Source organism: Kibdelosporangium philippinense (assembly GCF_021390435.2).
Lineage (GTDB): Bacteria > Actinomycetota > Actinomycetes > Mycobacteriales > Pseudonocardiaceae > Kibdelosporangium > Kibdelosporangium philippinense.
On the sequence record NZ_JAJVCN010000002.1, the window covers coordinates 683,664 to 697,388 of the forward strand.

The 13,725-nt window shown below is 63.8% G+C and carries 10 protein-coding genes; 6 read left to right on the top strand and 4 right to left on the bottom strand.

From position 1 onward, the window contains the following. Positions 1–12 precede the first annotated feature (12 nt). The 5 genes from LWC34_RS22150 to LWC34_RS22170 all read left to right on the top strand — a co-directional run bounded on the left by LWC34_RS22150 (position 13) and on the right by LWC34_RS22170 (position 7,835). The gene (locus LWC34_RS22150) at positions 13–870 is read left to right on the top strand and encodes a COG1361 family protein (protein WP_233727083.1); all 858 of its coding nucleotides are present in this window, start codon (positions 13–15) and stop codon (positions 868–870) included. Positions 871–1,064: 194 nt separating this feature from the next. Next, a complete protein-coding gene (locus tag LWC34_RS22155) occupies positions 1,065–5,165 on the top strand; it encodes a DUF4082 domain-containing protein (RefSeq protein WP_233727084.1) in 4,101 nt (1,366 codons plus the stop codon). Continuing rightward, on the top strand, positions 5,162–6,304 hold the full coding sequence (locus LWC34_RS22160; RefSeq protein WP_233727085.1) for a glycosyltransferase: 1,143 nt from the start codon (positions 5,162–5,164) through the stop codon (positions 6,302–6,304). The genes LWC34_RS22155 and LWC34_RS22160 overlap by 4 nt, the downstream gene beginning before the upstream one ends. Positions 6,305–6,342: 38 nt before the next feature. Continuing rightward, positions 6,343–6,600 carry a nucleoside-diphosphate sugar epimerase/dehydratase gene (locus tag LWC34_RS22165; RefSeq protein WP_233727086.1) on the top strand — a complete coding sequence of 86 codons (258 nt, stop codon included), beginning with the start codon at positions 6,343–6,345 and terminating at the stop codon, positions 6,598–6,600. Then, on the top strand, positions 6,600–7,835 hold the full coding sequence (locus LWC34_RS22170; protein ID WP_233727087.1) for a glycosyltransferase family 4 protein: 1,236 nt from the start codon (positions 6,600–6,602) through the stop codon (positions 7,833–7,835). Before LWC34_RS22165 ends, LWC34_RS22170 begins: the two co-directional genes overlap by 1 nt. On the opposite strand, the gene LWC34_RS22175 is transcribed toward LWC34_RS22170, so the two are convergent. Beyond that, positions 7,807–8,406, bottom strand: a complete 600-nt coding sequence (locus LWC34_RS22175) for a class I SAM-dependent methyltransferase (RefSeq protein ID WP_233727088.1) — start codon at positions 8,404–8,406, stop codon at positions 7,807–7,809. The two genes, LWC34_RS22170 and LWC34_RS22175, sit on opposite strands and share 29 nt — an antisense overlap. 139 nt (positions 8,407–8,545) lie before the next feature. Here LWC34_RS22175 and LWC34_RS22180 point away from each other — a divergent pair, with 139 nt between their 5' ends. Further along, positions 8,546–9,880 carry an alpha/beta hydrolase gene (locus LWC34_RS22180; RefSeq protein WP_233727089.1) on the top strand — a complete coding sequence of 445 codons (1,335 nt, stop codon included), beginning with the start codon at positions 8,546–8,548 and terminating at the stop codon, positions 9,878–9,880. Here LWC34_RS22180 and LWC34_RS22185 read toward each other — a convergent pair. Genes LWC34_RS22185 through LWC34_RS22195 form a run of 3 tightly spaced genes read right to left on the bottom strand, consistent with a single transcriptional unit; the run spans position 9,797 to position 13,724 of the window. Further along, complete coding sequence (locus LWC34_RS22185; RefSeq protein ID WP_233727090.1) at positions 9,797–11,209, bottom strand: lipopolysaccharide biosynthesis protein; 1,413 nt, start codon at positions 11,207–11,209, stop codon at positions 9,797–9,799. The two genes, LWC34_RS22180 and LWC34_RS22185, sit on opposite strands and share 84 nt — an antisense overlap. Then, positions 11,206–12,423, bottom strand: coding sequence for a glycosyltransferase family protein (locus LWC34_RS22190; protein ID WP_233727091.1), 1,218 nt, complete (start codon positions 12,421–12,423; stop codon positions 11,206–11,208). Before LWC34_RS22190 ends, LWC34_RS22185 begins: the two co-directional genes overlap by 4 nt. Beyond that, positions 12,420–13,724 (bottom strand): O-antigen ligase family protein, encoded by a 1,305-nt coding sequence (locus tag LWC34_RS22195; RefSeq protein ID WP_233727092.1) that lies wholly within the window; start codon positions 13,722–13,724, stop codon positions 12,420–12,422. Before LWC34_RS22195 ends, LWC34_RS22190 begins: the two co-directional genes overlap by 4 nt. Position 13,725 lies beyond the last annotated feature (1 nt).

Below are 13,725 nucleotides of genomic sequence, written 5' to 3' on the forward strand. Positions count from 1 at the left end.
GGGAACTCGCCAATGAGGATCAGGCCCATTCTGCTTGTCGCAGCAGTCATCACCGCGTTGTCCGCGGCGACGCCCGCGTACGCGGATCCAGTCGAGGTCGAAGCGACCGTGTCACCCAACGAAGTCCAACCGGGTGACACCTTCACCATCACCGAGACCGTCCACAACATCCATTCGTTCAGCATTCTCAACCCGACCATCCGGGTGCTCAGCACGCCGACCGCGTTGACCGACTACGCCGAGTTGGTCAGCTGCACCGGTGTGATGGTGGCCTCGTGTGCCACTTTGGATGGTCCAAGTGGACCGATCGGATACCAGGCGATCCTTGCGGAAGCGATGAGTGGTTTCGAATCGCAGACTGCCACGTTCACCCTGAGAGTCAAGCCAGGTGCGGTTGATGCCACGCACACGTTGCAGGCCCAGCTTTTCGGGCGCAACTACGGGATCTTCCCTGTTGACTTCGGCACGTTGACCGTGTTCAACCAGGCCGATGTCGCGGTCGGGATCACCGCGACGCCAAAGCAAAGCCTGTTGGTACCGAAGGTCGACGTGACTGTGCGAGTCACCAACAAGGGGCCGGGCAAGTTGCGTTCCGCCGAGGTGCGTGGCGCGCTCACCCGTGGCCTGACGTCGAACGCGGGCACCAACTGCACGGGCGGATCGGTTCCGGTCTGCACGTTCGGCGAACTCGCCGTTGGCTCGAGCGCGACGGCCACGTTCTCCGTCCCGCTTGGACTGCTCTACATCGGACTGCCGTATCAGTTCTCGGCAACGAGGACCGCGTCGAGTCCGAATGATCCCAACAGCGCCAACGATTCGGCGTCGACCACGTGCAGGGTGCTCACCCCGCTACTGGTCAGCTGCGGTTGACCCCCGGCCGCGGCAGAAAGAAACTCGTGAGTTCGCCATTCGGTGACCTCACGAGTTTCTTTACGCAAGCACTGTGACCAAAGCTTGACCACCCTTTGGGGCGATCTACCCCGAAAGTCGTAACATCAACTGCCGGACAGCCGATTTTTTGAACGACAACAGGGGTGAAGAGGTGCGGGTTGGAAGGCGGAACAATGCGTTCGGTATTCAGACGATCGCGGCGAAGAATCGCGCACTTTGTCGGTGTCGCGGTAATCGCCGCCAATGTGACCGCCCTGGGCGTTTTGACCGGCGCGACGGCCGTCGCCGAGACACCCGCGCCGTGCGCGCCGCCGCCCGCGCCGCCGAACCCGGCTGCCTGCGAGAACCTCAAAGCGCCGAACAACGACGGCAACTGGATGATCACCGCGATCGACGACACGATCGTCGGGTTCACCGACAACATCAGCTACACCGTCGGTGAAACGGTCAGATTCAAGGTCGATACCGATGCGCCGACGTTCCGGTACGACATTTACCGGCTTGGTTACTACGGCGGCGCCGGTGCCCGGAAGATCGTGGACAACGTTCAAGTCGTCAATACGATCGACCAGCCGAACTGTTACGAGGACAATGTCCCTGTCGGGCAGGACACCGGAATTGTCGACTGTGGAAACTGGTCCACGTCGATGACCTGGACTGTGCCCAATGGAATGGTTTCCGGAGTTTATTACACCGTGCTCCGCCGTGAATACGGAAACGGTGTCATCGGCGAGAGTGACATTGTCTTCGTCGTGCGTGACGACGCGAGCACATCCGACATCATGTTCCAGACCGCGGACGCCACCTGGCAGGCGTACAACACGTTCGGCAACCGGCCGAGCCCGAACGAATCGCGCAAGGGCAACAGTTTCTACAGTGGAACGGCACAGGGCAACGGCGGCTCGGCCTACAAGGTCAGCTACAACCGCCCGGTGATCGGTGGCGAGCAGGAGAACTTCTTCTTCAACGCCGAGTACCCGATGTTGCTGTGGCTGGAGAAGAACGGCTACGACGTCACTTACACCACCAATGTGGACATGTCCCGGCGCGGCCATCTGCTGAAGAACCACAAGGTGTACATGCCGGTCGGCCATGACGAGTACTGGTCGAACGAGCAGCGCGCGGCCGTCGAGGACGCCAGGAACAACGGCGTGAACATGGCCTTCATGACCGGCAACGAGATCTTCTGGAAGACAAGGTGGGAGCAGAGCCAGGCCGGTCCGGCCACGAACTGGCGTACCTTGGTCTGCTACAAGGAAACCAAGCCTGGCCAGGTCGATCCCCACCCGACCGAGTGGACCGGAACGTGGCGCGACGGCCGCAAGAGCCCGCCGAAGGATGGTGGCAGGCCGGAGAACGCCTTGCTTGGCCAGATCTTCACGGTCAACGGTGAACGCTGGGACCAGTTGGTTGTCCCAGCAGGAAACCGTCAACAACGCTTGTGGCGCAACACCCCGCCCATGGGAACCCAGCCGAACGAGGCGTACGTCTTCAATCCCGGAACCCTTGGGTACGAGTGGGACACCGTTGAGGAGAACGGTTTCCAGCCGCCGGGTGTCGCGCAGCTCTCCCGGACGACGGTGACCATGAACGACGGGAACTACGTCCTGCAGAACGAGGGCGATGTCTACGCTCCTGGCACGAAGACCCACGCGTTGACGCTCTACAAACACCAGTCCAGCGGCGCGCTGATCTTCGCCGCCGGGTCGGTGCAGTGGTCGTGGGGACTTGAGAACAAGCACATCCGTAACCGCGGCGACACAGCCGATCCGCGGATCAGGCAGGCGACCGCGAACCTGCTGGCGGACATGGACAACGTCCAGCCGCGTACGCCACGAGACATCACACCAGCCACGATGACGACCGACACGACGGCACCGATTGTCGCTATTGGAGCAACACTGTCTCCGATCGTCGGTACGCCGTACACCATCACCGGAACCGTCAGCGACTTGGGCGGCAGGCCTGCCGGTGTCGAGATCTCGGTCGACGGAACCTCGTGGCACTCGGCCAGCTGGCTGGCGGGATCATCCACATGGAACTACGTCTACACGCCGTCGAAGTCCGGTCCGGCGACCTTCCGGGTCCGTGCGGTCGACGACTCGGCGAACCTGTCGGGTGAGACCACCCGCAATGTCACGGTCAACCCGCGGGCGTGCCCGTGCAGCATCTGGCCGGACAACGCCGTTCCCGCGACGCCGGACTCCGGTGAGACGACAGCGCTTGAGCTGGGCGTGAAGTTCCAGGCAGCCTCGAACGGTTACGTGCGCGGTGTCCGGTTCTACAAGGGAGTCGGAAACACCGGCTCGCACACCGGTTCACTGTGGACAACGACCGGCACGCTCCTGGCGACTGGCACTTTCCTCAACGAGACCGCGCTGGGCTGGCAGACGCTGGCCTTCCCCGAGTCGGTCGCCATCAACGCCAACACCACGTACATCGCCTCGTACCACACGAATACCGGGCATTACGCGGCTGACGCGAACTACTTCACGAACTCGTCGACCGGTTTGGAACCGCTGACTGCCTTGCAAGGCACCGAGACCAATCCGAACGGCATGTTCAAGGTGGGCGCGTCCGGCTTCCCGGACCGCAGTTACCAGAACGCGAACTACTGGGTCGACGTCGTGTACGGCTACGACCCCGGCCCGGACACGCGCGCCCCGCTTGTGGCGTCGAACAGTCCGGTGACCAACGGCGGCAGCGTCGCACTGGATGTCAAGCCGACGATCAGCTTCGACGAACCGCTCGCCCCGGCATCGCTGCAGTTCTCCCTCACGGGTCCGAGCGGCACCGTGCCAGGAACGTACGCACTGTCCGGGGACGGCAAGATCGCGACGTTCACGCCGAACCAGCCGTTGGCGTCGGGAACGACGTTCACCGCTTCGGTCCGTGCGTCGGACAACGCGGGTAACTCGATCCCGAACCCGCCGTACAACTGGTCGTTCACAACAGGTAATCCGCGCCCGGCGCAGTGCCCGTGCACGATCTGGGACGACTTCGCCACTCCGGCAACGCCTGCGGTGAACGATCCGGCCGCGGTCGAGCTGGGTACCAAGGTTCGCTTCGACAGCCGCGGCATGGTGCACGGCATCCGGTTCTACAAGGGACCAGGCAACACCGGCACCCACACCGGTTCATTGTGGACCGCCAGCGGGACACGCCTGGCCACCGGCACGTTCACCAACGAGTCGGGCGGCGGCTGGCAGACGCTGTTGTTCAACACGCCGGTGAGTGTCCAATCCGGAACGACGTACGTTGTCTCCTACTACGCGCCCAACGGCCGGTACTCCGGCACGAACGGCTTCTTCAACGGAGTAGGCGCCGACTACGGAGCAATGCACGCGTTGCCAAGCGGTGTTGACGGCAGCAACGGTGTGTATCGCTACGGTTCCGGCGGCGGATTCCCGACCAACTCATACGGCAACACCAACTACTGGGTCGACGTGATCTGGCAGGCCGGTGCCAACGGCGACAGCACACCGCCGACGGTCACCAGCACGAACCCGCCGAACGCAGGTACGGGTGTTTCGTTGACAGCTCCGGTCAGCGCGACCCTGAATGAGCCAGTGGATCTGGCGACGGCGCAGTACACCGTCAAGGATTCCGGTGGCGCCAAGCTGAACGGCACGCTGTCGTTGTCCGCGGACCAGAAGACAGTTTCGTGGACCCCGGCGGCCCGCCTGACAGCCGGTGCGTCGTACACGGCCAGCCTCAAGATCGCTGACGTGAACGGCAACATCATGCCGACCGCCACGACATGGTCGTTCACCACGACACTCACGCAGACGTGCCCGTGCACCCTGTTCAGTGAGGCGACCGTGCCAACGGTCACCGCGGAGAACGACCCGGGCAACTACGAACTCGGTGTCAGGTTCAGCACCTCGGCGAACGGGTTCATCACGGCCGTGAAGTTCTACAAGGGAACGGGCAACACCGGCACGCACACCGGTTCGTTGTGGACAGCGGGCGGCCAGCAGTTGGCCACCGGCACATTCACCAACGAGACGGCGACGGGCTGGCAGACCCTGACCTTCGCGACACCGGTAGCAGTCCAAGCTGGACAGAGCTATGTGGCCTCGTACACCGCGCCGAACGGCCGGTACGCGGCGGATGGCGGCTACTTCAACCGGACCGCGGTGACGAGTGTCCCGCTGAGCTCGCCACTGACCGGGCCGGGTAACGCCAACGGTGTCTACAAGGTCGGGCCGGGCTTCCCGACATCGACCTACCAAGGCGGCAACTACTGGGTGGACGTGGTCTTCACACCATGAGGCCACTGGTAGTCGTCGCGTCCGGAGTGACGTGGGATGGGGTCAAGGGCTCGGAACGGCAACTGGCCGAGTCCCTGACCCGCCACGCCGACGTGCTCTGGGTGGATCCGCCGGTGTCCCCGGTGACGCCGGACCGGTTCCGTGGCAAGGCAGGCAGGATGTGGCGGCCGCGACTGCGGCCGCTCACTCCCCGGATCGCCCGGCTGACGCCGGTCGGCCCGCCCGGCTGGACCAGACCAGGCATCAGGTCGCTGACCTGGCCGATGGTCCGGGCCCAGATCGGGTGGGCGCTACGGAAATCGCGGCGCAGGCCGGACGTGTTCATCGCGTGCACGCAACACGATCTCCTCGGCAGGTGGGGAGATCGTGTTGTGGACGTGTTGTACGGCACGGACGACTGGGTCGCCGGTGCGTCTTTGATGAACCAGGACGCGCACTTCGTGCTGAGGGAAGAGCGGGAAGCAATTGCCCGCGCGGATCTGGTGCTCGCCGTCGGCCCGGAACTGGCCGAGCGCTGGCGTGAACTAGGGGCACATCCGATCGTCTTTCCCAATGGCTGCGACCCCTTGCCGTATCAGGTGTTGTCCGATCCTGGACCAGTTCCGGAAGGTTTCCCCGCGCGGATTGCCGGGCTGGTTGGGCAACTCAGCGACCGGATCGACATCTCGTTGCTGGAAGCGGTGGCGGACACCGGGTTGGGACTGCTGCTGGTCGGTCCACGTGAGCCTGATTGGGAACCGGGCAGATCGGACGGTTTGCTGAACCGGCCGAACGTGCATCATGTGGACGCGGTGCCGTTCGAGGAGTTGCCGCAATGGTTCGCCAGGATCGATGTCGGCCTGACGCCTTATGCGGACACCGCCTTCAACCGGGCTTCCTTCCCGCTCAAGACGTTGGAGTACCTCGCGGCTGGACTTCCCGTGGTGAGTACGGATTTGCCCGCGAGCAAGCGCTTGGCCAGTGAGACGGACAGCATCCAGATCGGCGGTGACCCGGCCGAATTCGCTGACGCCGTGGTGCAAGCGGCGATCGACCGGGCGTCGCCGGACGTGGTCGGCCAGCGACGTTCCGTTGCGGCAAGCCATTCCTGGGCGGCAAGAGCGGAGACTTTCACCCGACTGGCCGGTTTAGTCCGATGAGCGGTAAGAAACTGGGCTGTCCCAACGATGGTCAAGGCGTGGCTCCCATACTCCTGCTTGGCGCAGGTGACCGCGCCAGGGCGGCGTTAGCAGCCGTCCGACGGCGGCCATACGCGTGGATTCCGGTCGGGTTCCTCGACGACGACCCCGCTCTGCACGGCAAAGACGTGGACGGCGTGCCCGTCCTCGGTGCGATCGACCTGGTCTACGAACTGCCCGAAGCTGGCCTGGTGGCCTGCGAGCCGGGCGTGCGGGACCGCGTTCTGCTGCCGGACGAGCGGTGGGTGATGCCCTGATGCGGATCCTGGTCTACCCGCACGCCATGGAGATCGGCGGATCGCAGCTCAACGCCATCCAGCTGGCCGGTGCGGTCCGCGACCGAGGGCATGAGGTGATCGTGCTCTCCGAACCAGGTCCGCTGGTGAAGAAGGTGCACGACCTGGGCCTCGAACACATCGAGATCCCGCGCAACCGCCGCAATCCCTCACCGGAAGTCCTCGCCACCCTGGTCCGTACTGTCCAAAAGCGACGAATCCATGTCGTGCACGGCTACGAATGGCCGCCGGTCATCGAAGCCTTCTTCGGGCCAGGCCTGCGCTGGCATACGCCGGTCGTCGGCACAGTGATGTCGATGTCCGTCGTCCCGTTCTTCCCCAGGACCGTGCCATTGGTCGTGGGCACCGAAGCTATCCGCGAAGCCACTTTGGCGACAGGGCACCACCGCGTGACATTGCTGGAGCCGCCTGTGGACACAGACGCCGACCATCCCTCGGTCGACGGGCGCGCGTTCCGCAAGGAACATGGAATCCCGCAGGGCGAAGTGCTCGTCGCGATGATCTGCCGACTTGTGCCTGAGCTGAAACTCGAAGGCCTCCTCGCGGCCTGTGACGCCGTTGGCGCTTTGGCCGCGGCAGGCCACAAGGTGCAGCTGGTCCTGGTCGGGGACGGCAGGTCCCGCGGTGAGATCGAAGCTCGTGCTGCCAGAGCGAACGCGCTGGCCGGGCGTACGGTTGTCCGGCTGACCGGCGAGATTCCAGATCCGCGTCCCGCCTATGCGGCCGCCGATGTGATCGTCGGGCAAGGTGGCTCGGCACTGCGTGGTATGGCCTTCGGGAAGCCACTTGTGGTTGTGGGTGAGCAAGGGTTCAGCGAGCTGTTGACGTCCGACACCGCGCCGCTGTTCCTCAAGCAGGGTTGGTACGGCCTTGGCGGCAACGGCGTACCGGATCTGCGCAAGCACTTGGGGCAGCTGCTGGATTCGCGTGACCGTCGAGCTTTGCTCGGTGAGTTCGCCCGTGAGCTGGTCGTCGACCGGTTCGCGCTGACCCGCGCCGCCCGCGTGCAGGAGGACGAATACCTGTTCGCTGCCAGGACAAGGCCCGCGACCGGTGCGGTCGCGGCCGAGCTCGTCCGTTCGGGCAGCGGCGTCCTGGCGACGAAGGTCCGAACCAAGTACCAGAGATGGCGTGGGACGGCACTGACCGACGACGCCAACGCCACGCCTATCGTGGTTTCACGCGGGAAGCCTTGAACACGAAGTCGTACATGCGGTGATCCGGGTTGGCCAGCTTGCGGGTCTCGGCCACCTCGATCCCCCATTCGTCCGGTGCCAGCAGTGAAGTGATGTCTTCGGCGTCGAAGAAGATGTCGTCGGGGACATCGATCTCGTGCCGGTGCGTCTCCTGCTTGTCATGCCCGACGATCAACAACGTGCCACCGGGCGCGACGGCTTCGGCGATTCGCCGGTAGACCAGTTCCATGTCCACTTTGGGCCGCAGGTGTACATAGTGGGCAGTCACCAAGTCGTACTTGTCCGGTGCGGTTTCCTTGGTCAGGTCGAGATACAGCCACTTGACCTCATCGCTGTGTTCCGCCGCACGTTCCAAAGCGACTCTGGAGACGTCCGCGCCGGTCACCTGCCAGCCGTGTTCGGCCAGCCAGATCGCGTCAGCGCCTTCGCCGCAGCCGACGTCAAGCGCGGTGCCAGGCTTGAGGTCGGTCACCTCGGCAACCAGCTGCGGGTTGGGCTTGCCACTCCATTTGCGGGTGGTCTCCCGGTACATGTCGTCCCAGAAGGCCTCGTCCATCACATCGTGTCCCATGGTTTCGAGGATGCGTCGGCCCACGGCAGACGAGCAACTTTTGTTGCTGAAACCGCAACGCGGGTGGGCTTAGGTCCACCACGAGCCGACAGTTCAGCATTACTGACTGTGCTCCTGTCAGCCGGAACACTTCGGGGTCATGCGAATAATCCAGGCGTTGATAGCGGGGGCTCTGGTCGCGCGGCTGGTCACCGGGACTGCCCACGCGTCCCAGCGTTGGCAGCCGTGCCTCGGCGACCTCGAATGCACGACGGTCAGCGTCCCGCTCGACTACCGCAGACCGTCCGGTACCAAGATCGACATAGCGGTGTCCCGAAAGAAGGCCACTCACGTCAGGCGTGGAGTTCTGCTGCTCAACCCAGGCGGACCTGGAGACGCTGGGCTGGCGGAGCCGGCCTGGGTCAGTGAGCATTCGAGGCTGGCGGAAAGCTACGACCTGATCGGCTTCGATCCCCGTGGCACCGGCCGCAGTGCGCCGGTGACCTGCGGGTTGACGGATGAGCAGCGGCAGGCGGTGAAAGTCTTTCCCTACCCGGCTTCGAACGGCGATATCTCCCAGAACGTCGTCTACGCCCGCCAGATGGCTAAGCAGTGCTTCGAGCACGACGGCAACGTGCTGCCGCACATCACTACCGAGAACACCGCCCGGGACATGGACCGGATCCGGATCGCCTTGGGTGAACGCAAGATCTCGTACCTCGGTGTCTCATATGGCACGTACCTCGGTGCGGTCTACACCACCCTGTTTCCCAGTCGTGCCGATCGGTTCCTGCTCGACAGTGCGGTTGATCCCGGGGCTGTATGGCGTACGGCATTTCAGTCGTGGGGACCGGCTATCGAGGAGTCGTTCGACCACTTTGAACAGTGGGCCGGGATCCCCGTCCGCGAGACATATCTGCGGCTCGCCACCGAGTTGGGCAATCCGTTCCGTAGCCGGGTGCGCAGCATGCTGTATTCAGAGCAAGGGTATCCGGACCTGCTGGCACTTCTGAAGTCCGGCAACGTTGGGCCGCCGGGCCTCAAGAGCGCCACGTCGTCAGCGGTGTGGTGGGCGATAGCCTGCAACGAAGGCAAGTGGCCGCGTGATCCTGCGCAGTACCAACGGGATGTGCTGTTGTCGATGCAGCGATACCCGATCGCCAACGGCTTGTCGGCCAATATCTGGCCGTGCGCGTTCTGGCCAGTGCCGTCCGTCGAACCAGTCGAGATTCGCCGGGCGCAGTCGAAGGTCTTGGTGCTGCAGAACACCAAGGACCCCGCGACGCCGTTGCGTGGTGCGAAAGCCATGAGCAAGGCTTTGGGCGCCAGGTTGGTGACTGCCGATCAAGCAGGCCATGGCGTCTACATGTTCACCGACGATCCATGTACGACCGCCGCGGCCACCGAGTTCCTACTTGAGGGCACCGAGCGTTTTGCGCAACGGCCAGACTGCGGGCAGGTAAGCCAGCAATCCCAAGGCGCCACCAAGGAGTAGTTGTAGCACGGACGGTTCGGTGCACCAGCGGATCACCAGGATCACCAAGACCATGCACACGGCACCGAGCACTGGCCGCGCGAGAGGGGCGGCCAGCGCCCGGACCGAAATCCCTGTCCTAGCTACGGCCATCGCGTACGCAGGCAGGACCACGAGCAGCGCCACGGCAGCGTGCGCGATGCCTACACCTTCGATGCCACCGAGCCACGCGCCGATCGGCAGGCACACCAAGAGGGCAACAAGCCACCCCGCCTGAAGCCATAACGTCGTGCGAGAACGGCCAAGGGCCACCAGGAAATCGTACGCCAGCTCCGAAGCGACCCGGACAACCCCAAGCAATGCGAGGAACTGCAAGGCAACCGCCGAACCGGCCCACGGCTGTCCGTACAAAGTGGTCACGACGGGCAACGCCAGCAAACCAAGGACCGTGCACACCGGCAGCGTTGGAATGGCCAGAAGCATGGCCATCTTGGCGAAGACAGCCTGGCGTTCCGCTGGATTTTCCTGCACACGCGCGAACGCGGCCAGTGACACCCGCCGGACAACCACCGAGAACACGTTGACCGGCCAAGAAGCCAGGTTGAACGCCTGCAGGTAAAGGCCGAGGGCGATGGCGCCGAGCATGGGTCCGGTGAACACCTTGTCGACGTTCCACATTGCCATCATCAGCAAGCTGGCACCGGCCAACGGCAAGCCGAACGCGATCAGCTCGCGAGCCAGTTTGGGATCGAAACCAAGCTTCGGCCACTTACGGCTCAACGAGAACAGCACCAGTGACGAAACGGCGTTACCGGCGATCTGACCCCACGCCAGGCTCCACGCGCCATGCCCAGTCGCGGCCAGAGACACGGTTAGCCCAGTCGTCACGAGCAGGTTCGACAGGTCCACAAACAACCGCAGCCCTTGCTTGAACTCGCGGTTCATCAACTGTGCCACGGGTGACGTGAGACCGTCGACCAAAGCACCGACGCACAAGACCCGAACCACACCAGTAGCTTCGGGGACTTCCATCGCTGCCGCGAAGACAGGCGCACCGAACCAGCACATCGCGTAGACGAACACGCTGGTGACGACCGAGATCGTGGTGACCGTCGGCCGGATGCGTTCCGGATCACCGGGCCAGCGGACAATCGCCAGGCTCACGCCGAGTTCGTTCAGCGACAGCAAAGCGATCAACGCGACGAACGCGATGGCGTACACACCGAAGTCGTGCGGCGTGAGCAGCCTGGCCAGCACGATCCCGGTGACGAACGTGCCGAGCTTGCCCACTACGGTGTTGAGCAGGCTCATCCGCAGTGCTTTGCGGATCGGAGGCTTGGTCGTGGTCACGCGATTCGCCGCCTGTCCCACCAGACGACCACAGTGGACACCGCGAGGATGATCGTGAGTTCATCCAGCGGAACCCGGAACCGGATCCTGGTGAAGAAAACCGCCAGCAACAGGACGTTCAGCACGATTGCCCATAGACAGAGTTTGTCCACTCCGCGGAGCGGGAAGCGTTTGGAGATCATGATCCGGAGTACTGCCAGTGCGAGCAGTGGGTAGTAGCTCAACGCGGCCAGCAGATCCGAGGCGCCCTGGCTTTCGGTTTTCAGCGTGTCGCTGTACGCGAAGTTGTGCGCGACCTTGGCGACGTACAACCCGGCCGCCTGAGCGGGATTCGAAGTGATCCACTCGACCGCCTGCTCGCTGTAGAACGAGTCGATCCCGACCTCGTCCAGGTTCAGCTCCTTGGCCCGTTGTTCGTACGCCACCACGTCCACACTGGTCCCACTGCTCCCGGTGGCACTGGGGTTGTTGCCGAGCAACAGGTTCACGCCGTTGTTTGTGGACACTGGAATGAACGCGCCCATCACCACGGCGTTACGAATGCACCACAGCCCAGGGATGATGGCCGCCGCGACCAACAGCACCGCGATCGACTTCCTCGCCCGCCACCCGATGAAGATCGCGAGAAGGAGCAAGGTCGGAGCGAAAGACGGAACCGTGATCGTCAGGAATCCGGCCGACAGTCCACTGGGGATTGCCCACACCCAACGATCCCTGGCGCGCACGCCGAACTCCAGCGTCATCAGCAGCAGGAACAGTGCGGGCATCTGCGGATAGAGGGCAGTCGCCGTGTACACGAACAACGGGTAGGCCGCGGTCACGACAGCGACGAGCGCACCCGCGACCGGCGAGATCCGCCGCGCCAGCAGATAGCCGAACCACACCGCACCGGCGAGGCACGCGATTCCCAATAGCCGCATGACGAACACGTTGCCGCCACTCACCAGATGCAAAGGCAGCAGCAGGAACGGATATCCCGGTGGCCGGTATGCTGTCGAGTCGGTGCCGAACGCGAAGCCGCGGCCGTCTACAAGTGACTGGGTCAGCTCTAGGTAGATGTGCTCGTCGGAGTAACGTAGCTCGTTGCCGAGCATGATTCCGTAACCACCGGCCAGCAACAGGCTCAGTCCGATCGCGGCGATGGCGATCTGCTTGCTTCGAGCGCTGAGCCAGTCGAACACCAGGGTCGACCGGCGGGTAGCCAACTGCGTCATCGGACTGCTTCCCACATTGGTGGCAGGACAGGGGTTTGTGCTTTGACCGCACGCAGCAACGCACCGCTCGCGCCGACGAGGACGAACGTCAGGCCGGTCGCGGTGGAGAACCACAGCAGGTCGAACGTGGCGGCCCCGAGCGCCACGATGGATTGCGCCGCCAGCAACGACAGCGCCAGATCACGCACGACCGGGTCCGGACTGATCGCCCGGACCTTGGCGGCCGAGTACATCCCGGCGAGGAACAGGAAAACCAGCAGGATCAGTCCAATGTAGCCATTCTGGACGAGCGTGCCGAGATACTGGTTGTCCAGCGGACCGTACTTCTCCGAAAGATAGGTTCCGTTGCCCCGTCCGAGCAGCATGTGTTTGGCGATCTGCGCACCTGCTGACTCGTAGTCATCGGTCCGGCCCTCGATACTCGGATCGTCACCGATGTTGTCGAAGAGGCTGTAGAGCGTGCCGATCAGACCGGGCACGACCAACCTGAGCACGACGAGGAACCCGGCCGCCGCGATCAACGCCTGCACCCGCCGCTTGCCCGTCCAACCGATCAACAGGACCAGGCCGCCGAGCAACATGCCGAGGATCGCTGAGCGGGACAACGAGACCACCGCGCCTGCCGCGATGATCGCGAGGCAGAACCACCACTTGCCAGCCTTGAGACCGGCTTCCTTTGCCCGATATGCGTAGTGCGCGGCGAACGGGACACCGATCGCGCACACCACACCGAACTCGATCGGATGCCCGGTCGTCCCGGCAGGTCTGCGGAAAGTCGCCCGTTCCAACACGAAACCGTCATCGGTCACCGGCCGAAGGCCAGGAACGGCAAGGTACTTGGTGATGTCGAAGCCGGTGGCGAACTGCAGGAAGCCGATGAACGCGACGATTCCGATCAGGACTGTCATAACCTTCAGCAGCATGTCAAGGCGCATCAGGTTCTTCACGCCGTCGCACACGGCGATGCCGACACAGATCGTGCCGAACACCACAACGATCGTCCGGTCAGCGCCTTCCAGTTCGTCCATCGGGAGGTAGTTGCGAGTCGCGTAGCCGTATGTCGCCAACTGCGAGATCGCGTACAGGAAAAGCGCTGTCCTGGCGAGATTCCGCCCTTTCGCTACGCCGAGCGTGGTCACCATCTGACAGCAGAACCAGATCACGCCGAGCGCGAGCCCGGCCAGTGTGGCCGGGGTGATGGACATCGGAATGCCGCTGATCACCAACCGGGCCGGGATCATCAGCAGCATCAACAGGAAGACGCACACCAAAGTCGCGCCGTCGGCTCGCTGAGTTGGCACG

What these genes read in the sequence shown, in the direction of transcription:
- LWC34_RS22180 (WP_233727089.1), top strand. Translation starts at nt 8,546, where the DNA reads ATGCGAATAATCCAGGCGTTGATAGCGGGGGCTCTGGTCGCGCGGCTG.
- LWC34_RS22170 (WP_233727087.1), top strand. Translation starts at nt 6,600, where the DNA reads ATGCGGATCCTGGTCTACCCGCACGCCATGGAGATCGGCGGATCGCAG.
- LWC34_RS22155 (WP_233727084.1), top strand. Translation starts at nt 1,065, where the DNA reads ATGCGTTCGGTATTCAGACGATCGCGGCGAAGAATCGCGCACTTTGTC.
- LWC34_RS22160 (WP_233727085.1), top strand. Translation starts at nt 5,162, where the DNA reads ATGAGGCCACTGGTAGTCGTCGCGTCCGGAGTGACGTGGGATGGGGTC.
- LWC34_RS22175 (WP_233727088.1), bottom strand. Translation starts at nt 8,406, where the DNA reads ATGGGACACGATGTGATGGACGAGGCCTTCTGGGACGACATGTACCGG.
- LWC34_RS22190 (WP_233727091.1), bottom strand. Translation starts at nt 12,423, where the DNA reads ATGACGCAGTTGGCTACCCGCCGGTCGACCCTGGTGTTCGACTGGCTC.
- LWC34_RS22150 (WP_233727083.1), top strand. Translation starts at nt 13, where the DNA reads ATGAGGATCAGGCCCATTCTGCTTGTCGCAGCAGTCATCACCGCGTTG.